Genomic DNA, 20,749 nt, shown 5'->3' on the forward strand with positions numbered 1-20,749 from the left:
TCGATGTGTTTGCGGGAAAAAAATCGGCCCAGATCCGCGAAATTTTAATCAGCGAGTCAGCTTGGGAAGAAATGACCTGCTTATTCGCACCTTCCTTAAAATCATTCTCCCATGGTGTCACTATTCCTGTCGATCCAGGCAGGGGAAAACTGACCGGTACCCGCGTTCACCGTCCCATCACAATAGTGAAAGAATTTGACCAGACAACACCACTGCTGTATCGCGCGGTCTGCGAAGGCCGGACCATGAAGAAAGCGACAATCAAGATGTACCGTATTCTGGAATCGGGTATCGAGGCCGAGTATTTCAATATCATTCTGGAAAACGTTAAGTTCACAACGGTTGCGCCATATCTGTCACCTAACGGTATGAGTAGTACTCACCTTGAAACGCTCGAGTTGCGTTATGAGGCGATTACCTGGAAGTATACCGAAGGAAATATTATCTATCGTGACGCATGGAACGATCGTTGTTGCGCCTGATAAAGGAGGGAATCAGAGGAGGCATTTGCCTCCTTGCGGAGGTTCGGCGTAGACCCTGTCATAGTTATTCAGCCCTAATAAAACGGCTAAGTAGCGCGCAATTATGCCGCCGGCAGCCCCACGGTGGCGTGCTCAGCAGGCAGGGTTAACGGTTGCCAGGTAAAGCGGAAGCTGGCGCCACCGGCAACATTCGCCGACACGCTCACCTGGCCCCCCATGGCCTGCGCGATAGAGTGGACTATTGCCAGCCCCAGCCCACAGCCACCGGTGGCCCGATCCCGGCTCGGGTCGAGGCGTACAAAAGGCTCAAATACCCGCTCCCGTTCGGCCTCTGGAATGCCAGGGCCGTCGTCGTCCACTTGCAGGCAGGCCAGGTTACCCTCCCGGCGCAGGGAGATCTGAATCCGCTGCTGGCTGTAACGCAGGGCATTGTTGATCAGATTATCCACGACCCGGGCCATTAATCGCTCATCGACCAGGCCAAAATCCCCGTCGCCGGGGGCATCGAGGATCAGTTCGCGCTGGGGATTTACCAGCCGGAAATCACCGGTGTGCTGCTCCAGCCAGACCGGTAAATCAACGGCTCTGAGGTGCAGTTCATTCTGGGGCCGGTCAAGGCGGGCATAAGTCAGTAATTCCTCGATCAAGGACTCCAGTTGCCCAATATCCCGGTTCAGGGCCTGGGCTTCGTCCTCGCTGAGGTTATCGCTGATGGCCAGCCGGTAGCGCAGGCGTACCAGCGGGGTACGTAATTCGTGGGCGATACCGTCAATCAGCAGCTTTTTGCTGGCGATCAGCGCATTGATATTGTCGGCCATTTGGTTAAACGCCACCCCAAGGCGTTCAAAACTGGAAGCACTGTCGAAATGTATCCGCTCGTCGAGGTGCCCCTGACCGAAGCGCTGGGCGGAGTTTTCGATCTTCAGCATGTCCTGCCAGTGGGGGCGCATCCAGATAAACACCGGGAAGGCCAGCGAAATCGCGATCAGGGCGATCAGGGCGATATCCAGCAAGCGCATCTGGTGGAGGTAAAACAAATACGGGATTGGCCCGACGGCGAGCACATAGTGGCTGCGGGGAATGCGCTGAATAAAGGTGTATTCGTCATCAAGGGCGACAATATCCCCCTCGCGCAGGCGCTGGGTGGATGACGGGTCCAGCTTGAATTTACTCAGGGGCTCAATATTGAGCTGGAACGACAAATTAAGATCGAGATCGTTAATGGTTTTATTCCAGTCACGGGGCGGGATTTCCCGCAGCTCGCTGCGCATCAGGTACAGTGAGCTTTTCATCAAGTCATCCAGAGACTGGCGGCCGGCCCGCTCGGCGGTGAATTTATAGACCAGCCCAACCAGCATCGTCATGACCAGAAAGCAGACAAACAGTAACAGGTAAAACTGAATAAACAGCTTTTTCATCAGCGCTGACTTTCCCAGGCGTGGGGGGCAAAGAGGTACCCTTTATTGCGCACCGTTTTAATGCGGTAGGGCTCGGTGGCGTTATCGGACAGCTTTTTGCGCAGCCGCGAAATCGCGACATCCACACTGCGGTCCATCCCGTCATAGGTGACGCCGCGCAGGTTCTTCAGCAGCGCATCGCGATCCATAATCTGCCCGGCGTGGGTTGCCAGCTCCCAGAGCAGATCGAAGTCAGCCGTCGAGAGGGTGATAACTTCATCGCCCAGGGTGACCTGGCGGTTGAGTGGGTCAATACACAGGGTGCCAAACCGCACAGCGGTGTGGGGTTTCAGGGCATGGGGCTCGGTAACTACCTGGTTGTGCATCGCTTCATGCTGGCGCAAATGCAGGCGCAAACGGGCCAGCAGCACGGCCGGCGGGGTGGTTTTGAGAATATAGTCACTGGCCCCCATTTCCAGCGCCAGGATATGGTTCATATCGCTGTCCAGTGAGGTAAGCAGTACGATGGGGCCGTCCCATTTCGGGCGCAGATCCCGGCACAGGGTCATGCCGTCTTTACCGGGGAGCATAATATCCAGCAGCACCAGATCCGGGGCCTGGCGCAGGATCACCGCTTCCGCATTGTCACCGCGGCTTTCCACCACCACATCGATATCGTGTTTGCCCAGATAGGCGGAAATCAGTGCGCCAACGTCGGGATCATCTTCAACAAAAACGATTTTACTCATAACACTTCTGATTTACGGAAAAGGCTAACATACACGTATCTTCCGAAAAGCGCTATGCATCCCCGGGAAATGTCGTGTGCCGCAGGGCGCTTAGCGTAAATGGCGCCCGCCATCCACGTGGTGGGTCCGGCCGGTGACATAACGCGAGGCAAGCAAGTAGTTGACCAGTTCGACAATTTCCTGCTCCCCGGGGGCCATTTTCATCAGGGATTTATCCAGCGCCTGCTGGCGGTAAGCGTCATCATCATCGGGATTGAACATGATCAGTGCCGGGGCGATGGCGTTAACTTTGACCCCGGGCGCCAATTTACGGGCAAATGACAGGGTCATATTCTCCAGCGCCGCCTTGCTGGCGGCATAGGCAATGTGTTTGTCGCTGCCGCGCCCGGTGACATAGTCGGTAAAGTGAATAATATCCGCCCCTGCCGGGCCCTGGCCACACAGCAGGTCACTTAACTGGTGGTTAAGCAGGTAGGGGGCGGTGACATGGATTTGCAGCATGGTTGCCAGGGTTGTTGCCAGCGGGGTGTCCGGGGACTCCGGCAACCACTGGCTGGCGTTGTGGATCAGCGCGCGCAGCTTGGTAGCCCGGGCGCGGACCTGCCCGGCAAAGGTGCTGATACCCGCTTCGCTACTGAAGTCGGCGGCCAGGCATAGCGCACCGCGGTGCTCCAGTTGTTCGATTTCAGGATAGCGGGTGCGGTAACTCACTATCACCGCCTGCCCGGCGGTGAGGAAATGGCTGGCGAGGGCGAGGCCAATACGGCGGCCCCCGCCGGTAATGACAATCGGGCACTGCAGACGCTGAATAGCCATAACCCTGTCCTTATGCCGGGGTTAGCGGATCAGCATCCAGGTTGCCGGTATCACCACAGCCAGGATAATCCCAATCAGCGCTTTTTCCCTGGCTGCCAGTGGAATATCGTGGCGGTGAGTATAACGGGCATAAATGAAAACCAGCAAGCCCGGGGCATACAGCACCACGGACAGCATCAGATGTGTCGGTCCGGAGGCGTACAGTAACCAGATCCCGTAAATACAGGCGCCGATACCGATAAATTTCTGCACCGGGGTGCGGGCCATTTTGACCAGGAATGCGCCCACCAGCAAATAAGGCACGAGGATCATCTCAGAGGCAATGGTCAGCAGGGTGTTGTAATCCGAGTTGGTGGCCCAGATCAGCACCAGGCAGAGTTGAATGCTGATATTGGTCAGCCACAGTGAGGCCGACGGGGCATTGTTTTTATTCTGGCGGCCAAAAACACGCGGAAACGCGCGGTGTGTGGCGGCGAGGAAAGGCACTTCCGCCGCCATAATGGTCCAGCTCAGGTAAGCGCCACAAACCGAGACAATCAGCCCGGCGGCGATGATAACGTCCCCCCAGGGGCCGATCATTTTCACCATCAGGGTGGCCATTGATGGGTTGCGCATTTCTGCCAGCTCGCTGCGCGGTACCACGCCCACCGACAGCAGGGTAACCAGCAGGTAGACCAGCAGCGCGGCGACCACCGCCAGCAGCGTGGCGCGGCCAACATCCTTTTTATGGCGGGCGCGGGCGGAAACCACCACCGCCCCCTCAACACCGATAAACACCCATAGGGTTATCAGCATGGTGTTTTTAACCTGGGCCCACACCGGAACCCCGAGCTCCACACCGGTAAAGTCCAGCTCGAAGGTGGATAATCTGAACGCCAGCAGCGCGAGCACAATAAACAGCCCGAGGGGCAGTAATTTCGCCAGGGTGGCGATCAGGTTGATACTGGCGGCGGTTTGTACCCCGCGCAACACCAGCCAGTGCACTACCCATAACAGTACCGAGGCGCCAACGATGGCCTGCCAGGTATTGCCATCGCCAAACAGGCGACACTGCGGGGTATCAGTGAAAAAGCTCAGGGCGGAGAATACAATCACCAGGTAGGAGACGTTGGCGATCACGGCACACAGCCAGTATCCCCAGGCAGAACAAAAACCAATCAGTTCGCCAAAGCCTTCCCGGGCGTAAGTAAAGATGCCGCCATCCAAATCCGGGCGCAGCCGCGTGAGCAGCAACATCGCCAGCGCAAGGAATAATATCCCGACACCGGTAATCGTCCAGCCAATGAGGAGTGCGGAGGGGCTTGCAACTTCAGCCATATTTTGAGGCAGGCTGAATACACCGGCACCCAGCATGGAACTCAGTACCAGGGCGGTCAGTGCAGCAAGACCTAATTTCTTTTCCATATTTTCACTCTGTGCTTAACGGGAAAATCAGCATAATTATTTTGCAAAAGCGCATAACCATGGCGGCATATACTGTGGCGCGCGATTTTACGGAGTGAAAGGCGGGGATGCAATGACAAGTCGCATAAAATTCAGCGAATACGCTGTACCGCCCTCTGCACGGCGGCGGTACAGCACAGGGGATCAATTACTTATAAAGGTCAGCACTGATGGTCAGGTTGCCGCCTTTTTCCTGCCACTGGCGGGTAATATGGTAGTACTTGGCGCCTTTCTGGGAGGCGCGCTTTGCCACCTGGTAGGAGACATCGGTCATGCTGTTGTAGCGGCCAGAGAATTTAACGCTGTCGAACGGTACCATCTGCGCCGCCGCGGCCTTGTTCAGCTCTTCTACTTTGGTGCCGTCAGGGAGCGTGACAGTGTAACGGCCACCCTGGGTTGGCTGATTTGACTGGGTTTCGAAGAAGCGGCCAACATCGGCGCTCGGGGAGTTAGGCGAGGCGACGCCGGGGATCTCTACCTTGGTTGCCGCCACGCCACCGGCAGCCAGCGCCGCGCGCCCGGCGTCAGAATCCGCGGGGATCAGCGCTTCTTTGCTCTGAACGACACGCTGTTTGGCATCGGCTTTATAGATAAACGCGGTAATGCGCTGGTTGCCCCCCTGGTTGGCGTCAACCTGGCGGACGATAAAGAAAGACGCCGCGCCCTTAGCCCGGGCCGCTTTGGTGATAGCGTCATTGACTTCCGGCTGGCTGCGGTAGAAACCCTGAACGGTCACGGTGTCGAACGGCTCCAGCGCATAGGCTTTTTCTTTCGGAAGTTCGGTGACGCCGTTAATCACCCGGTAGGATTGCTCATCGGCTTTAGGGGCATTTTCGCGGTAGACGTCGGCCACGACGCGCCAGTTGCCACCGTTACCAGAGTCATTACTGTCTTGCACGTAAAAAGAGGCGGCACCCATGCTGTCAGCGCGGCGGGATATCGCTTTCACCGCATCACCAATAGAGTTAAAGCGGCCTGTTACGGTAATGCGATCGTAGGGTTTTAATGCAGCCGCCTGGTCAGGTGTCAGCTCTGTTGCCGCCAGCGACGGGAATGCTGCCACAGTCGTCGCCAGTAAAGCTGTCGCCAGAAGGGTGTTCTTAAGCTTCATAAAAATAGTCCTTCGCCTTGCGCAAAAATTTTATTGTTAGTGCGAATATGCCCTGAATGGCCCGGGGCACAAAGCGGCGGGCGGCAAGCCGGACTGACGGAGGTCAGTGAGCCGGAAGCGCGTCGTCTTCTCTGTTGCCTGGGCTCATCGGGTATCAGCGTTTGCCCGATTAGTGGATGATTATGCATTGATTTATCCGCACTGTCTGCGTCAATTTCGTACATCACTGTGCAGATAACCCGCAGTTAGCGTCACTTTTTGCTAAATGCTAAAAAATACCCCACTTAAGCGCTATTACGTATTAAGCAGATAGATTATTGCGTTAATATATTGTTAATCATCTGTGCTTGTGGCGTGATTAATCATGTTTTATCTGCGGCAGTGAGCGCAATATCGGCATTTTAAAAAGAAAATAAGCAAAAATTACTGTGTTCAGCACACATCAATACTTTTTTACCAGGAAAGTAATAATTGTTGGTGTAGAGAACTAGATCGCAATCGCTATTTTCAGTAGGTTATATAAAGTTTGTTACAGAGGCGTTTTTCTGAGGCTAAACAGTTTGCTTGTTTATGTTTCGCTATAGCCTGCCGGTTATAGCAATCCAGGATAAGCTTTAACCATCTATAAAATCCGATGGAAGGGACACGTTATGCGTATTGGGGTACCAAAAGAGCGGCTAGCCGGAGAGACCCGGGTTGCGGCGACGCCAAAAACCACAGAGCAGTTGCTCAAGCTCGGTTTTACCGTAGCGGTAGAGCACCAGGCCGGAAAGCTGGCCAGCTTTGATGACCAGGCATTTGCTGATGCCGGGGCAACGCTGACAGACAGCGCGGATGTCTGGCAATCCGATATTATTCTTAAAGTGAATGCACCAGAGCCGCAAGAAATAGAATTAATGCGAGAGGGTGCACTATTAATTAGCTTTATCTGGCCGGCCCAACACCCGGAACTGATGAATAAACTGGCTGAACGTAACATTAGCGTAATGGCGATGGACTCTGTTCCGCGTATTTCCCGGGCCCAGTCACTGGACGCATTAAGCTCGATGGCAAATATTGCCGGTTATCGGGCCATTGTTGAAGCGGCCCATGAATTTGGCCGTTTCTTTACCGGGCAAATTACCGCCGCCGGTAAAGTGCCTCCGGCCAAAGTGATGGTTATTGGGGCCGGGGTGGCTGGCCTGGCGGCCATTGGCGCTGCGGGTAGCCTCGGGGCCATTGTGCGCGCCTTTGATACCCGCCCGGAAGTCAAAGAACAAGTGCAGAGTATGGGGGCTGAGTTCCTCGAGCTGAACTTTACTGAAGAGGCCGGCAGCGGCGATGGCTACGCCAAAGTGATGTCCGAGGCGTTTATTAAGGCTGAAATGGCCCTGTTCGCGCAACAGGCCCAGGACGTGGACATCATCGTTACCACGGCGCTGATCCCCGGCAAACCGGCGCCCACCCTGATCACCCGTGAAATGGTAGACAGCATGCGGCCCGGGAGTGTAGTGGTGGATCTGGCAGCCCAGAATGGCGGTAACTGCGAATATACCGTGCCGGGCGAAGTGTTTGTTACGCCACGCGGGGTGAAAGTGATCGGCTATACCGATCTGGCCAGCCGCTTGCCGACCCAGTCCTCACAGCTGTACGGGACCAATCTGGTTAACCTGCTGAAACTGCTGTGCAAAGAGAAAGACGGCAATGTGGTTATCGACTTTGACGATGTGGTGGTACGCGGTGTTACCGTGGTGCGTCACGGCGAGATAACCTGGCCGGCGCCGCCGATTCAGGTTTCGGCCCAGCCACAAGCCGCCGCGGCCAGTAAACCGGCTGAAAAGGCGCCGGCAACACCGGTGTCGCCGTGGCGGAAATATACCCTGTTCGCCCTGGCGATCATTTTGTTTGGCTGCCTGGCAAATGTTGCCCCAGCGGAGTTCCTTGGCCATTTCACCGTGTTTGCGCTTGCCTGCGTGGTCGGTTATTACGTGGTCTGGAATGTCAGCCACGCATTGCATACCCCGTTAATGTCAGTCACTAACGCCATCTCCGGGATTATTGTGGTCGGGGCGCTACTGCAAATTGGTCACGGCGGCTGGGTCAGTTTCCTGAGCTTTATCGCCGTACTGATTGCCAGTATCAATATTTTTGGTGGATTCACCGTCACTCAGCGCATGCTGAAAATGTTCCGGAAGAACTAAGGGGTAACAGATGTCTGGAGGATTAGTTACAGCTGCATACATTGTTGCCGCGATCCTGTTTATTTTCAGCCTGGCGGGATTATCCCGTCATGAAACCTCTAAGCGGGGTAACCTGCTGGGGGTCACCGGGATGGCCATCGCGCTGATTGCCACCATTTTGGGGCCTGATGCCGGTCATGTCGGCTGGATCATTGTCGCGATGGTTATCGGGGGCGGGATTGGTATTCGCCTGGCAAGAAAAGTCGAAATGACGGAAATGCCGGAGCTGGTTGCCATTCTGCACAGCTTTGTTGGCCTTGCGGCGGTGCTGGTAGGGTTCAACAGTTATATCGATCACGCCCCGGGAATGGCGCCGGTGATGGAAAATATCCATCTTACCGAAGTGTTCCTCGGGATCTTTATTGGTGCGGTGACATTTACCGGCTCTGTGGTGGCCTATGGCAAGCTGCACGGTAAGATCTCGTCAAAACCGCTGATGTTGCCTAACCGCCATAAGCTGAACCTGGCGGCGCTGGTGGTGTCTTTTGTGCTGTTGGTTATCTTCGTGCGTACCGAAAGCACCGGCCTGCAAGTGCTGGCGCTGCTGTTGATGACGGCGATTGCGCTGGCGTTTGGCTGGCATCTGGTGGCCTCGATCGGCGGTGCCGATATGCCGGTGGTGGTGTCGATGCTGAACTCCTATTCCGGCTGGGCGGCGGCGGCGGCGGGCTTTATGCTTAGCAATGATCTGCTGATCGTCACCGGGGCGCTGGTGGGCTCTTCCGGTGCCATTCTGTCGTACATTATGTGCAAGGCGATGAACCGTTCGTTTATCAGCGTGATAGCCGGTGGTTTTGGCACTGACGGCGTGGCCTCCACCGGTGACGAAGCGGTCGGGGAGTATCGCGAGATCAATGCCGAAGAAACCGCAGAGCTGCTGAAAAATTCCACCTCGGTTATTATCACCCCGGGCTATGGGATGGCCGTGGCTCAGGCACAATATCCGGTGGCGGAAATTACTGAGCGTCTGCGCGCCCGCGGTATCAACGTCCGTTTTGGTATTCACCCGGTGGCCGGGCGCCTGCCCGGGCATATGAATGTGCTGCTGGCTGAGGCGAAAGTGCCTTATGACGTGGTGCTGGAGATGGACGAGATCAACGAGGATTTCGCTGATACCGACACTGTGCTGGTGATCGGCGCCAACGATACGGTGAACCCGGCGGCCCTGGACGATCCACACAGCCCGATTGCCGGGATGCCGGTTCTGGAAGTGTGGAAAGCCCAGAACGTGGTAGTATTTAAGCGCTCAATGAATACCGGCTATGCCGGGGTACAGAATCCGCTGTTCTTTAAGGACAATACCCAGATGCTGTTCGGGGATGCGAAAGAGACCGTTGAGGCCATTCTGAAAGCCCTGTGATCCCGTCGGGATAACAAAAACCGCCCGCTGAGTGATAACCGGGCGGTTTTTTTATGGCTGAGGCAACCACGACGGATTAATCGTCGTCTTCTTCGTCATCCTCGTCGTCAAACTCATCCGGGGTTTCGTCAACGTTTGGTTTGATAACCAGCAGATCGCAGCGTAAATGGTCAATGACCTGTTCCGCGGTGTTACCGAGAAACGCAGCCGAGATACCGGTACGGCCGATTGTGCCCAGTACTACAATCCCGGCTTCCAGATGTTCAGCCAGATCGGGGATAACATCTTCGGGCAGGCCCTTTTCCACGTGGGTGAATTTCTCATCAATGCCGAATTTTTGACGCAGCGCTTTCATGGCCAGCAGGTGCTGCCCGCGGATGGCATCGTTATAGACCGAGGGGTCAAAATCCGGCAGTTCAATGGCGATATTGATTGGGGTGGAAGGATAAGCCCCCACAAGGTGGACTTCGGTATGGTTTACGTGGTCGGCGAGGGCGAGTGTTTCCCGCACCAGTTTTTCATTCAGGGCATTATGGTAAGGCTCTTCGCTGGCGAGGTTGACCGCCACCAGGGCTTTGCCAGAGTCCGGCCAGGGTTTATCTTTCACCATCCAGACCGGGCAGGGGCATTTGCGCAATAGGTGCCAGTCGGTGGGGGTAAAGATAACCGCTTCCAGCTTATCGTGCTGGTGGGCCATTTTCAGCAGCAGATCGTGGTCACCGTCTTTCACTTCCTGAACGATGGCTTCGAACGGACGGTTGTGCCAGACCACTTTGATTTCAATCGGCACACCGGCTTCGAGGTAATACTTGGCCTGTTCTTTAATCCACTCGGTACGCTGAGCAATGACGCCTTTGCGCATGGCTGTACGCTCATCCGGGGAGAGCAGGGTTGTCATTTCGTAGGAGAAGTCATAGATAGGTAAAAAGGCTTTAATTTTACCGCCAATCCGTTGATACAAATACACCGCGCGGCGCAAAGCAGGCTGATCGTCCTGATTCGGTTCTATTGCCACCAGCATATTTTGATATTTAGCCATACAGGGTCTCCTTACAACTGTAAACCACAGTTCGTAATTAAAGATTAACCCATATGTCGGGATTGAAACAGGGGGAGAGAACATACCGGATCAATAAAAAATAAGATTTAGTAATCCGGTCTGTTACGGTGTCTTTTCTCAGACGATACTGCGGGCCTGGCCCGCCAGCTGTGCCAGGGATTCGCTGTTCTCGATAGTGATATATTTGCCTTTTACCGCCAGCATCCCGCTCTTCTGGAAACGGCCCAGCAAGCGGCTGATGGTCTCTACGGTGAGCCCCAGATAGTTGCCAATGTCCCCACGGGTCATGGTCAGACGGAACTCCCGGGGGGAGAAACCGCGCTGGGCGAAACGGCGCGACAAATTATAGATAAAGGCCGCCAGGCGCTCTTCGGCGTTTTTCTTGGAGAGCAACAGGATCATATCCTGGTCGCCTTTAATTTCCCCGGACATCAGGCGCATCATCTGCTGGCGCAGATTGGGCATTTTACCCGACAGGTCATCCAGGGTTTCAAAGGGAATTTCACACACCATCGAGGTTTCCAGCGCCTGAGAGAAGCTGGGATGATGCCCGGTACCGATGGCGTCAAACCCCACTAAATCCCCGGCCAGATGAAAACCGGTAATTTGCTCATCGCCTTGTTCGGTGATGGTATAGCTTTTGATGGTGCCGGAACGGATGGCATACAGGGATTTTAACTCATCCCCGGCTTTAAACAGGGTCTGACCTTTCTGGATTGGCTTTTTGCGCTCAATAATATTGTCGAGCTGATCCAGTTCATGCTCATTCAGTGTGAAAGGGATACATAACTGACTGATACTGCAATCCTGGCAATGGATCGCACAACCGCCAGACTGTATGCGTCGAATAATTCGCTTTTCCGGGATCATAAATCTGCTCAGGCCGTAATTGATATTGGTCAATTTTAACATCTTTTTGTAGCTGGCGTAAGTCTGCTGAAACGGCAATAAGTGAAAAATGAAACAGTGGTAAAAAAAACAATGATTTTGCCTGCCCACTATTTTATCCACGCGGCGAAAATGCGCCGATCCTGCGCCATCGCATTACAGCAACAGATAACCTTCGTGGCGCAATAGCCATTCTTTGCGCTGAATGCCGCCAGCATAACCGGTGAGGGTGCCGCGGCTGCCGATCACCCGGTGGCAAGGGACCACGATACTGATCGGGTTGGCGCCATTCGCGGCGCCTACGGCTCTGGCTGCACCGGGACGGCCTAATTGCACCGCCAGCTCACCATAATGCATGACCTGGCCGCAGGGGATTTGGCGCAGAGCGTCCCACACTTCGCGCTGGAAGGGGGTACCGGCTGTGGCAGTTGGCAGGTTATCAATCGCCGCGATATCACCCGCAAAATAATCGGCGAGCTTATGGCTTAGCCCCCCGGGATTCTGGCTGGGAACGCGGCGAAATTCGCTGGCCGAATAATGCTGTTTAAGTAGTTTTTCTAAACGATCGTCGTGATCTTGCCAGTCAATAGCACGTAGGCGGTGTTGTTCATCAGCAAGGATATGTAATTGCCCCAGCGGGGTGGGAATCGTGTCTTCCAGCAGGATCAGCATGTTCCGGGATCCGGTCACAATAGGTGTGCCGGACAATATCACAGTGCCAGTAAGGTAGACAATGTCGGGTAGGGAGCAACATGCGGAGGGCAACATGAAAGCAAAAATAAAAACAATAAGTTAACTGTGTGTAATTGTTTTTTAGATGAATAATCAACGTCATATAATATCTGTTGGTTTATTTTTAGCCTTTGCGAATATTGTTTGGTGCCGCGTTACAGCTTTTATTCAGCTGTTGTTTAACAAACGCAACGATAATGACAGTTACGGGTATGATTATTTATCAGCGGGAAAATAACCTTGTCATTTATAGCGCTAAATATTTATTTGCCTTTATGTGCTGTAGGCTGATGCAGAAAAGCAATAATACGCGTGATTAATTAGACTTTTTTCTGATAAAAACCAAAATTATATGGTCAGCGGTTAACCAGAATGCCGAAAAAATTAGATTTACAGCACATTTGACGTGCCCTGAAACGTTTTTTCTTTGGTATATTCCTGAAAAAATCGTAAATTGGTAGGATAATTCCTAATAGAACGGCTGTAGTCGCGTCTCGCCAGGGCGCAGGAGGTACCTATGTTGAACAAATCCCATCGTTATCGTTTAGGCTGGTCTGACCCGGACGTCCGTTACCGAATTCTGCTCGGGTTATTTGCTGTAACCCTGATTGGCGGAATGGGGTGGTCAGCCTTCTGGCATCATAATCAGTATGTTGCTGCGGATACCGCACGCATCGCTGCCCAATTGCAGGCTGAGAGCCAGCAAAAAACTATCAATGATCTGACCGCCCGGGAAAAAGCCTTACTGGCCAGGGATTCTCTTCAGGCCCAGCAGTTAGCTGATGCCCGCGCAACTATCCATCAGTTACAGAATCGCCCGCAAAACAGCAATCTCTGATACCTCACGAATACCGCACGGGCACTGGCATTGAGCCAGTGCCCGCAGATCGTTATAGTATCGTCCTCTGAGTAATAACGGTGGAGAGCAGCCGATGAATTCTGAGGAAAAAGATATCTTCCTCGCCGCTGTCAGCGACGTAAAACAGCTGAAGGACGTCGCGACAACCCGCTGGAACCCTCAACCGAAAAGCCGTGAACCCAGAAACACCGACCTGACGCAACTGGATAACGTCCTGACCCTCGGTTTTCTGGATATTGTGCCGCTGAGTCAGCCGCTGGAGTACCACCTGGAAGGTGTTCAGCCCGGGGTGCTGGAAAAATTACGCCTCGGTAAGTATCCGCAGCAGGGGAGCCTGAATCTGATTCGCCAGCCGGTGGAGCAGTGCCGCCAGCAGCTGTTTGTGTTTATCCGCCAGGCCGTCCGCGACGGGCTGCGTAGTCTGCTGATTGTGCACGGTAAGGGAAAGCAGGACGACAGCCACGCTAATATCGTGCGCAGTTATCTGGCGCGCTGGCTAAAAGAGTTCGATGATATACAGGCCTATTGCCAGGCGCCCTCCCATCAGGGCGGTTCCGGCGCATGCTATGTGATGCTAAAAAAATCGGCCCGTATCAAACTGGATAACCGCGAGCGCCACGCCAGGCGCAGCCGCTGATTTTGGCGCCCCGACTACCGTACCGATAAGCCCGTTAATGGTGGGAAGGCGGGTGGTCTCCGCCTTTGGAATGGCGGGTCGCCGGGAGTTTATCCCCCAGTAAGATAGCGATGCCCTGGCCACCTTCGCTGTGCTCCAGGGCGATTTTGACAATGATCGTCAGCGGGACTGACAGCAGCATCCCCACCGGCCCCAGCAGCCAGCCCCAGAAAATCAGCGACAGCAGCACCACCAGGGTGGAGAGCCCCAGCCCGCGCCCCATTACCCGGGGCTCGATGATGTTGCCAAAAATCATGTTGATCATCAGGTAGCCGACCGCCACCATCATGGCATCGTAGGCGCCGTGGAAGACCAGCACCTGCATCACCGGGAAAATCGCCGCCAGTACGGAGCCGATATTAGGAATATAGTTAAGCGCAAACGCCAGCAGCCCCCAGACAAAGGCGAAGCGTACCTCCATTGCCGCCAGCATTATCCACACCACCAGGCCGGTCACCAGGCTGATTGCCGTTTTCAATACCAGATAATGGGTCACTGCATTAACCCCCCGCTGAATGGCCGCCATGCCGTCCAGCGGGCGGTGCATCAGGTGCTGTAGTTTGGCGGGCAGGTGCGGGACCTCCAGCAGCATAAACACCACGGTAAGCAGCAATAAGAACATGGAGAACATGGTGTTCGACAACTGGCTGAGCAGGCCGCTGATAGTCGTCATCGCGGCGGTTGGGTCGATATATTTGACCAGCTCATCGACGGACACGGAAATCCCGATACGTTGCAGCAAGGGCTCAACAGATTGTAAGGGGATTATCAGGGAAGAACGGTACTGGGGCAGGGTGCGGGCTAGCTCATTCAGCGAGGTCCCCAGATAGGCCACCAGGATAACCGCGATCATGATAATCAGCCCAATCAGCAGTGACACCGCCAGCACTCTGGGCACCCGGCAGCGTTCAATCATGGCTACCAGGGGCTCAAGGACAACGGCAATAAATAGCGCCAGAATAAAGGGGACAATAATATCAGCGGAGATTTTTATTCCGGCAAAGATGATAACCAGCATACCCAGCATGATAACCAGCTTCAGGCCGCTTAATGTAATTATTGGTTTTGACATATTTTTTGCCCCGGCAGTCCGTTACCCGCACCTGAATATGAGTCTTCATATTATCGACAATACTCTACGCAAAAACGCCCTGATTGGGGGCGTCGTAGCGTAAAGAATTGAAAATTACTGGCATTAACCGATTGCCCAGGGTAGAAATAGAGCGTGTTTTACTACTGAGGCCAATTTTCTATCCGCACCGACGAAAAGCAACAACGCGGATAAATTGATAACTAATGCAAACAAAAACGATGTTCACCCCTGTTTTCTTTTCTGTTTTATCCTGCCTCTGCCGCGCGCCGTCCGGTGAACCGCAGTGGTGTAACTCCCTATAGAGCCCTCCTGCACGGCGGTTATACCGCCAGATTGTTAATTTCAGCTTTACTGGTCATCTGCGGATGTTTACCAGGGAAGAATTATATTCTCATGCAGGAGAAGCACTATGCGTTACTGGATCTTATTATTGCTGGCTATTATTGCGGAAATTACCGGCACCCTTACCCTAAAATGGGCCAGCATTAATAACCATCCTCAAGGGTATATTTTTATGCTGGTAATGATTACGTTGTCGTACGTATTACTGGCATTTTCGGTTAAAAAGATCGCCCTCGGGGTGGCTTATGCCCTCTGGGAAGGGATCGGTATCTTATTTATTACCGTGTTTAGCGCTCTGTTATTTAATGAATCACTTTCGGTGGTCAAAATTATCGGGCTGCTGACCCTGGTGGTCGGGATTGTGTTGATCAAATCCGGCACCCAACCTAAAAAAACCGTGCTAAAAGCCGCGGCGACGCCATTAACAGGGGGTGAGCATGTCCACGTTTGAATGGTTCCACGGGGCCTGGCTGACGCTGGCCATCGTACTGGAAATCGCCGCAAATATAGCACTGAAATATTCGGCTGGTTTCCGGCGCCCCGTATATGGGGTGCTATCACTGGTGGCGGTGCTGGGGGCCTTTAGCGCCCTTGGCCAGGCAGTAAAAGGCATCGAGCTGTCGGTGGCTTATGCGGTGTGGGGCGGGTTCGGCATCCTGGCGACGGTAGCCGCAGGCTGGATCTTATTCGGGCAGCGGCTTAACGCCCGGGGCTGGACCGGGCTTGGATTACTGATCGTGGCGATGGTGATGATCAAACTGGCCTGATAAACCGACGGCGCGCGGGCGCCGTCTGGTTACTGCTTAGTGATCAGGTCCTGAATATTATCGCGAAAGCCGGTGACGGAGATAGCCCGGTTATCGGCGCGGTATCTGTCCCTGGCGGCCGGGGCGGAGCTCTGTACCGCAATCAGTTGCCAGCCATCGCCTGTTTTGAGCATCAGCGGCGATCCGCTGTCCCCGGGCAGGGTGTCACACTGGTGGGACAGGACACTGCGCTGGGCCCAGCCGGTGATCAGGCAATCCTGATGGCTGTACAAATCATCCAGATGATCTTCCGGATAACCCGACTGGGTCACTTTTCGTCCGGTGGCTTTCAGGGCTGCCGTAAGGGCGTCTTTATCGCCACTGAACAGCGGCAGCGGCGTGATCCCCGAGGGCGGATAACGTAAAAAGATCACCCCGTAATCATAAGGTGCTGCGCTGGATGGGACTATCCAGCCATCACCGTCGGCTTTCAGGCGCCGGCCCAGGCCAGGCGCTGCCTGGGCCTCGATATTATGAATTTCATAGATCCAGTGGCCTTTGCGGGAAATAAAACGCAGGGCGACGGGTTTATCCGGTGTTCCCCGGGGCGGGGTCAGCAGGCAATGACCGGCGGTCAGCGCGACCTGGGGGGTAATAAGGGTTGCGGTGCATAAGTTACCGCTGGCGGTTTCCAGCTGGCCAATAGCATCCCACGGGCTGCTGTCGGGGGTGGTTACCCGCACACGCTCATCCTTACCGAAAAACAGCATTTTCTTTTCGCTGGCGCTGATTGTGTCATCGCTATCATCGGCATGCACAATCGCAGGAAGCAGAAACAGTGAACCCAGTAACAACACAATGGTTTTGCGCATATCACTCTCTGGAGGGGCGATTTTTTTATATTGTACCGTAACACGGTGAGTTAACTATAGACTTGCCTGAAGGGAGAGAGAATAAAATCAGTGCTATAGAAGGTCTAAAGATAAAAACAGGCGGCAACAATGCCACAAATGATCAGTGACGTCAGGATGATTTCAAACAAATAGCGTCGCATCATCATCCGTACTCCGAAAATAAAAGCGGGTTATTTCGGGTTATTGCTGGGCCGTCTGTGCAGTGGACACCAGGACAAATTAAGCCCCTGACCCGGGGGAGAACAAACACCCGGGGATCCCGGGTGTTTTAAGTCTAGCGCAGATGCCGGGCTTATTTAGCAGCCTGAGCTTTCTGTTCGCCTTTGTTTACAACGGTAGCTTTGTGGTGTTTTTTAGCAGCCTGCGCTTTCTGTGCAGTCTGAGCAGCTGGTTTTACAGCGGCTTTTTTGTGGTGTTTTTTAGCGGCCTGGGCTTTCTGTTCAGTCTGAGCAGCTGGTTTTACAGCGGCTTTTTTGTGGTGTTTTTTAGCAGCCTGGGCTTTCTGCTCGGTCTGAGCGGCTGGTTTAGCAGCGGCTTTTTTGTGGTGTTTTTTAGCAGCCTGGGCTTTCTGTTCAGTCTGGGTTGCTGATTTAGCAGCGGCTTTTTTGTGGTGTTTATGGGCGTGTGCAGTTTTGGCTGCCGGAGCTTTAGCCGGAGCAGCAGCTGCAGCAGCAGGTGCTGCAGTAGTTTCCGCAGCGAAAGCAGCAGAAGACAGACCCATAGCAGCGGCAATAACCAGAGCTAATACTTTTTTCATCTCGACATCCTCGAATTGGTTTATGTGTCAACCCCACTGCGGGGCCGGTGAGATGAAATATAAAGGGCAGCGGCAATAGCGTCAGTGAGTGATTGGTATCGGCGTGTAACCGAATGTACAAACCCGGCCAGTCAGGGCCGGGTGTAGTGAAACTACAGGTAGCGGGATTCGAGGTGTTTGCGGAAATACAACGGGTTAAGATCTTCGCCACAGGCACGCTGGATAAGTTCCTCCGTGGTAAAACGGCTGCCGTGCTGCCAGATATTTTCCCGCAGCCAGTGGAATAACGGTGCCAGGTCACCATTTTCAATGGCCTGTGCCGTGCCAGGGTGAGCCTGTAGTGCACAGTGGAACAACTGGGCGGCATACATGGCTCCCAGAGTATAAGACGGAAAATAACCAAAGCTGCCATCGGTCCAGTGGATATCCTGCATACAGCCATCGCGATAGTTACCGGCGGTAGAAAAGCCGAGCCAGCGCTGCATCTTCTCATCCCACAGGGCAGGAATATCGTCAACCTCGATATCCCCATCAATCAGCGCCCGCTCAATCTGGTAACGCAACATAATATGCGCCGGGTAGCTGACTTCATCGGCATCAATACGGATATAGCCCGGTTTCACCCGCTGATTCCAGGCAAGATAGTTGCCGGCCTCAAAGGCGGGCTGCTGGCCAAAGCGGCGGGTTATCTCCGGCAGGAGCTGCAGTAAAAATGGCGCGCTGCGGCCCAGCTGCATTTCAAAAAACAGGCTCTGGGACTCATGGATCGCCGTGGAGCGGGCCAGGGCAACCGGCTGCCCCCGCCAGCGGGCGGGCAGGTTTTGCTCATAACGGGCGTGGCCGGTTTCGTGGATAACCCCCAACAGGGCGCTGAACAGGTCGTTCTCGTCATAGCGTGTGGTGATCCGCACATCCTCTGGCACCCCGCCACAAAACGGATGGGCGCTGACATCCAGCCTGCCGTGATCAAAATCAAACCCCAGCTTTTGCATGGTATGTAGCCCCAGCTCACGCTGTTCACTGACCGGGAATGGCCCGCAGGGGGCGATCAGCGGCCGCTGTTGTTGTTTCTCCAGCGCCTGTTGCAGTAATCCGGGGAGCCACTGTTCAACGTCACCGAACAGCCCGTCGAGCCGGGCGCTGGTCATCGCCGGTTCATAAATATCGAGTAGTGCATCGTAACGGGTTGAGCCCAGCGCTGCCGCGCGGATCCCGGCTTCCTGGCGGCTGAGGGCCACGACATCGCGCAGGTTGCTGGCGAATCCCTGCCAGTCATTGGCGGGCCGCTGGCTGCGCCAGGCGTGTTCACAGCGGCTCCCGGCGAGGGATTTTGCTTCGACAAGGGCGGCGGGCAACAGGATGGCCTGGCTGTGCTGGCGCTGCATTTCACGCAGGTTCGCCCGTTCGGTGTCGCTAAGATCTTCTTCCGCTGCCCGGGATAATTGCTCCCCGAGGGCGCTGTCCGTCAGGATCTGGTGCTCCAGTACGCTCAGCTCTGCCAGCGCTTCCCCCCGGGCCTGGCTGCCGCCGGCGGGCATCATGGTGGACATATCCCAGCCGGCGATGGCAGACAAATGGGAAAAACGTGACAGGCGCTGAAAGGTCGCGGTGAGCTGCTGGTAATACTGGTTTTTAGCCATGTTTTTATTCTCGTGAACGGGGGAATACAACGGTATGGGGCTAATATACAGCGGCGCGTTGCTTCCTGAAAGGTAAGGCCGACGCGGTGCCCGGCTGGGCGCCGGGCGAGAAGAGCATCAATGTTGAGCAGGTTAGTGCAGGCGGCGATGTAAGCGGCTGCCGGTAATCAGCGCCAGTACCAGCAGGGCGGCAATAAATCCACCCACCCCGGTCCAGCCATAACGGTGCCAGAACACTCCGCCCAGGGTGCCCGCAACACTGGAGCCAACATAATAGCTGAACAAATACAGCGAGGAGGCCTGGCCTTTGGCCCGGCGGGCGCGGGGGCCAATCCAGCTACTGGCCACGGAGTGGGCGGCAAAGAACCCGGCGGAGAACAGCAACATACCGGCAAAGATAAACCACAGAGAACCAAAAAAGGTCAGCAGCAGCCCTGCCAGCATCACGCCAGTAAACAGCAGCATCACCGGGCCACGACCATACTTAGCCGTCATTTGCCCCGCTTTAGGGGAGCTCCATGTCCCGGTGAGGTACACCACGGAAAGCAGCCCCACCACGGCCTGGTTCAGGTACCAGGGCCCGGCCATCAGGCGGTAGCCGATGTAGTTAAACAGCGTGACAAAGGCGCCCATCAGCAGGAACCCTTCGACAAACAGCAGCGGCAGCCCGCGATCGCGAAAGTGCAGATGCATATTGATCAACAGGTTATGTGGCCGCAGTGAGGTTGGGCGAAAATGCCGGGAAGGGGGGAGAATTTTCCAGAACATCAGCGCTGACGCGAGGGCGAAGCAACCAATGGCCGCCACGGCAATGCGCCAGTTAAAGAAATCGGTGATAACCCCGCTGAGCAGGCGGCCACTCATGCCGCCAATCGAGTTACCGCTGATATACAGCCCCATCGAAAACGCCACAAAGCTGGGGTGGATCTCTTCACTCAGGTAGGTCATGCCAACGGCGGCTACGCCGCTCAGTGAGAGGCCTATCAGGGCGCGCATGATAAGGATCCCGTGCCAGCTGGTCATCATGGTGGATAACAGCGTGCAGCAGGACGCCAGCAACAGGGCGGTGACCATCACCGGTTTGCGCCCGATAGCGTCAGATAACGGCCCGGTAAAGAGCAGCCCGATGGCGAGTGTCCCGGTGGCAATCGAGAGCGAGATACTGCTACTGGCGGGGGAGATAGCAAACTCCCGGGAGAGGATCGGCAATATCGGTTGTACACAGTACAGCAGCGCGAAGGTTGCCAGCCCGGCGGAAAACAGCGCCAGAGTGACACGCATAAATTGGGGAGTACCGCGTTTGATAAAGATGTCCGGCTGGCGAGTGGTAGCCACATCATCAGCACCCTGCGCCGGAGCAGGGGTATCGGCTATTGTACGACTCAAAATAGATCCTTACTCAATAATCCCCGTGATTCACCGGAACGGGTACAACCGGATGATCGCTAGCGTAGGAAATTTTGAT

21 protein-coding genes are annotated in these 20,749 nt (G+C 54.8%); 7 read left to right on the forward strand and 14 right to left on the reverse strand.

Annotated elements, in window-relative coordinates; all coding sequences use genetic code 11:
• The first annotated feature begins 41 nt into the window (after positions 1-41).
• Positions 42-482: an Hcp family type VI secretion system effector gene (locus F9C28_RS14715; protein WP_332909423.1), complete on the forward strand. Its 441-nt coding sequence runs from the start codon at positions 42-44 to the stop codon at positions 480-482.
• Between the two features lie 101 nt (positions 483-583).
• On the opposite strand, the gene rstB is transcribed toward F9C28_RS14715, so the two are convergent.
• The 5 genes from rstB to ydgH all read right to left on the reverse strand — a co-directional run bounded on the left by rstB (position 584) and on the right by ydgH (position 5,998).
• A complete protein-coding gene (rstB, locus tag F9C28_RS14720) occupies positions 584-1,900 on the reverse strand; it encodes a two-component system sensor histidine kinase RstB (RefSeq protein ID WP_199016111.1) in 1,317 nt (438 codons plus the stop codon).
• Entirely contained in the window at positions 1,900-2,628 is a 729-nt protein-coding gene (rstA, locus tag F9C28_RS14725) for a two-component system response regulator RstA (RefSeq protein WP_199016112.1), read from the reverse strand. The genes rstB and rstA overlap by 1 nt, the downstream gene beginning before the upstream one ends.
• Positions 2,629-2,718: 90 nt before the next feature.
• Positions 2,719-3,444 (reverse strand): dihydromonapterin reductase, encoded by a 726-nt coding sequence (gene folM, locus F9C28_RS14730; RefSeq protein WP_199016113.1) that lies wholly within the window; start codon positions 3,442-3,444, stop codon positions 2,719-2,721.
• Positions 3,445-3,465: 21 nt separating this feature from the next.
• Positions 3,466-4,848 (reverse strand): amino acid permease, encoded by a 1,383-nt coding sequence (locus F9C28_RS14735; protein ID WP_199016114.1) that lies wholly within the window; start codon positions 4,846-4,848, stop codon positions 3,466-3,468.
• A 187-nt stretch (positions 4,849-5,035) separates the two neighbouring features.
• Complete coding sequence (gene ydgH / locus F9C28_RS14740) at positions 5,036-5,998, reverse strand: DUF1471 family protein YdgH (protein WP_199016115.1); 963 nt, start codon at positions 5,996-5,998, stop codon at positions 5,036-5,038.
• A 650-nt stretch (positions 5,999-6,648) separates the two neighbouring features.
• On the opposite strand from ydgH, the gene pntA reads away from it, so the two are divergent.
• Positions 6,649-8,178: a Re/Si-specific NAD(P)(+) transhydrogenase subunit alpha gene (gene pntA, locus F9C28_RS14745; protein ID WP_199016116.1), complete on the forward strand. Its 1,530-nt coding sequence runs from the start codon at positions 6,649-6,651 to the stop codon at positions 8,176-8,178.
• 10 nt (positions 8,179-8,188) lie between these two features.
• On the forward strand, positions 8,189-9,577 hold the full coding sequence (pntB, locus tag F9C28_RS14750) for a Re/Si-specific NAD(P)(+) transhydrogenase subunit beta (protein ID WP_199016117.1): 1,389 nt from the start codon (positions 8,189-8,191) through the stop codon (positions 9,575-9,577).
• A gap of 76 nt (positions 9,578-9,653) precedes the next feature.
• On the opposite strand, the gene uspE is transcribed toward pntB, so the two are convergent.
• From uspE to ogt, 3 genes are all read right to left on the reverse strand, one after another.
• On the reverse strand, positions 9,654-10,616 hold the full coding sequence (gene uspE, locus F9C28_RS14755; protein ID WP_199016118.1) for a universal stress protein UspE: 963 nt from the start codon (positions 10,614-10,616) through the stop codon (positions 9,654-9,656).
• 138 nt (positions 10,617-10,754) lie between these two features.
• Positions 10,755-11,507 carry a fumarate/nitrate reduction transcriptional regulator Fnr gene (gene fnr, locus F9C28_RS14760; protein ID WP_199016144.1) on the reverse strand — a complete coding sequence of 251 codons (753 nt, stop codon included), beginning with the start codon at positions 11,505-11,507 and terminating at the stop codon, positions 10,755-10,757.
• A gap of 174 nt (positions 11,508-11,681) precedes the next feature.
• Positions 11,682-12,197: a methylated-DNA--[protein]-cysteine S-methyltransferase gene (gene ogt / locus F9C28_RS14765; protein WP_199016119.1), complete on the reverse strand. Its 516-nt coding sequence runs from the start codon at positions 12,195-12,197 to the stop codon at positions 11,682-11,684.
• Between the two features lie 577 nt (positions 12,198-12,774).
• On the opposite strand from ogt, the gene F9C28_RS14770 reads away from it, so the two are divergent.
• Together F9C28_RS14770 and smrA are read left to right on the forward strand one after the other, a co-directional pair.
• Complete coding sequence (locus F9C28_RS14770; protein WP_199016120.1) at positions 12,775-13,095, forward strand: hypothetical protein; 321 nt, start codon at positions 12,775-12,777, stop codon at positions 13,093-13,095.
• Between the two features lie 94 nt (positions 13,096-13,189).
• Positions 13,190-13,753, forward strand: coding sequence for a DNA endonuclease SmrA (gene smrA, locus F9C28_RS14775; RefSeq protein WP_199016121.1), 564 nt, complete (start codon positions 13,190-13,192; stop codon positions 13,751-13,753).
• A gap of 34 nt (positions 13,754-13,787) precedes the next feature.
• On the opposite strand, the gene F9C28_RS14780 is transcribed toward smrA, so the two are convergent.
• Positions 13,788-14,864 carry an AI-2E family transporter gene (locus F9C28_RS14780; RefSeq protein WP_199016122.1) on the reverse strand — a complete coding sequence of 359 codons (1,077 nt, stop codon included), beginning with the start codon at positions 14,862-14,864 and terminating at the stop codon, positions 13,788-13,790.
• Between the two features lie 430 nt (positions 14,865-15,294).
• Here F9C28_RS14780 and mdtJ point away from each other — a divergent pair, with 430 nt between their 5' ends.
• On the forward strand, positions 15,295-15,678 hold the full coding sequence (mdtJ, locus tag F9C28_RS14785) for a multidrug/spermidine efflux SMR transporter subunit MdtJ (RefSeq protein WP_199016123.1): 384 nt from the start codon (positions 15,295-15,297) through the stop codon (positions 15,676-15,678).
• Entirely contained in the window at positions 15,665-15,994 is a 330-nt protein-coding gene (gene mdtI / locus F9C28_RS14790; RefSeq protein WP_199016124.1) for a multidrug/spermidine efflux SMR transporter subunit MdtI, read from the forward strand. The genes mdtJ and mdtI overlap by 14 nt, the downstream gene beginning before the upstream one ends.
• Positions 15,995-16,023: 29 nt before the next feature.
• On the opposite strand, the gene F9C28_RS14795 is transcribed toward mdtI, so the two are convergent.
• The 5 genes from F9C28_RS14795 to F9C28_RS14810 form a co-directional block, all read right to left on the reverse strand.
• Positions 16,024-16,845, reverse strand: a complete 822-nt coding sequence (locus tag F9C28_RS14795; RefSeq protein ID WP_199016125.1) for a trypsin-like serine peptidase — start codon at positions 16,843-16,845, stop codon at positions 16,024-16,026.
• 104 nt (positions 16,846-16,949) lie between these two features.
• Positions 16,950-17,033 (reverse strand): small membrane protein YdgU, encoded by an 84-nt coding sequence (gene ydgU, locus F9C28_RS20565; RefSeq protein WP_456299969.1) that lies wholly within the window; start codon positions 17,031-17,033, stop codon positions 16,950-16,952.
• Positions 17,034-17,179: 146 nt separating this feature from the next.
• Positions 17,180-17,644: an acid resistance repetitive basic protein Asr gene (asr, locus tag F9C28_RS14800; protein ID WP_199016126.1), complete on the reverse strand. Its 465-nt coding sequence runs from the start codon at positions 17,642-17,644 to the stop codon at positions 17,180-17,182.
• Between the two features lie 152 nt (positions 17,645-17,796).
• Positions 17,797-19,284 (reverse strand): carboxypeptidase M32, encoded by a 1,488-nt coding sequence (locus F9C28_RS14805; protein ID WP_199016127.1) that lies wholly within the window; start codon positions 19,282-19,284, stop codon positions 17,797-17,799.
• 132 nt (positions 19,285-19,416) lie between these two features.
• A complete protein-coding gene (locus F9C28_RS14810; RefSeq protein ID WP_199016128.1) occupies positions 19,417-20,670 on the reverse strand; it encodes an MFS transporter in 1,254 nt (417 codons plus the stop codon).
• Positions 20,671-20,749: the final 79 nt, after the last annotated feature.

It is taken from the genome of Shimwellia pseudoproteus (assembly GCF_016415625.1).
Taxonomy (GTDB): Bacteria; Pseudomonadota; Gammaproteobacteria; order Enterobacterales; family Enterobacteriaceae; genus Shimwellia; species Shimwellia pseudoproteus.

Bases quoted from the DNA above. Each gene is read 5' to 3' on its own strand.
- smrA (WP_199016121.1), top strand. From the start codon at position 13,190: ATGAATTCTGAGGAAAAAGATATCTTCCTCGCCGCTGTCAGCGACGTA.
- ydgH (WP_199016115.1), bottom strand. From the start codon at position 5,998: ATGAAGCTTAAGAACACCCTTCTGGCGACAGCTTTACTGGCGACGACT.
- mdtJ (WP_199016123.1), top strand. From the start codon at position 15,295: ATGCGTTACTGGATCTTATTATTGCTGGCTATTATTGCGGAAATTACC.
- folM (WP_199016113.1), bottom strand. From the start codon at position 3,444: ATGGCTATTCAGCGTCTGCAGTGCCCGATTGTCATTACCGGCGGGGGC.
- mdtI (WP_199016124.1), top strand. From the start codon at position 15,665: ATGTCCACGTTTGAATGGTTCCACGGGGCCTGGCTGACGCTGGCCATC.
- F9C28_RS14795 (WP_199016125.1), bottom strand. From the start codon at position 16,845: ATGCGCAAAACCATTGTGTTGTTACTGGGTTCACTGTTTCTGCTTCCT.
- F9C28_RS14805 (WP_199016127.1), bottom strand. From the start codon at position 19,284: ATGGCTAAAAACCAGTATTACCAGCAGCTCACCGCGACCTTTCAGCGC.
- F9C28_RS14780 (WP_199016122.1), bottom strand. From the start codon at position 14,864: ATGTCAAAACCAATAATTACATTAAGCGGCCTGAAGCTGGTTATCATG.
- ydgU (WP_456299969.1), bottom strand. From the start codon at position 17,033: ATGATGATGCGACGCTATTTGTTTGAAATCATCCTGACGTCACTGATC.
- F9C28_RS14735 (WP_199016114.1), bottom strand. From the start codon at position 4,848: ATGGAAAAGAAATTAGGTCTTGCTGCACTGACCGCCCTGGTACTGAGT.
- fnr (WP_199016144.1), bottom strand. From the start codon at position 11,507: ATGATCCCGGAAAAGCGAATTATTCGACGCATACAGTCTGGCGGTTGT.
- asr (WP_199016126.1), bottom strand. From the start codon at position 17,644: ATGAAAAAAGTATTAGCTCTGGTTATTGCCGCTGCTATGGGTCTGTCT.
- F9C28_RS14770 (WP_199016120.1), top strand. From the start codon at position 12,775: ATGTTGAACAAATCCCATCGTTATCGTTTAGGCTGGTCTGACCCGGAC.
- uspE (WP_199016118.1), bottom strand. From the start codon at position 10,616: ATGGCTAAATATCAAAATATGCTGGTGGCAATAGAACCGAATCAGGAC.
- pntB (WP_199016117.1), top strand. From the start codon at position 8,189: ATGTCTGGAGGATTAGTTACAGCTGCATACATTGTTGCCGCGATCCTG.
- ogt (WP_199016119.1), bottom strand. From the start codon at position 12,197: ATGCTGATCCTGCTGGAAGACACGATTCCCACCCCGCTGGGGCAATTA.
- rstB (WP_199016111.1), bottom strand. From the start codon at position 1,900: ATGAAAAAGCTGTTTATTCAGTTTTACCTGTTACTGTTTGTCTGCTTT.
- rstA (WP_199016112.1), bottom strand. From the start codon at position 2,628: ATGAGTAAAATCGTTTTTGTTGAAGATGATCCCGACGTTGGCGCACTG.
- pntA (WP_199016116.1), top strand. From the start codon at position 6,649: ATGCGTATTGGGGTACCAAAAGAGCGGCTAGCCGGAGAGACCCGGGTT.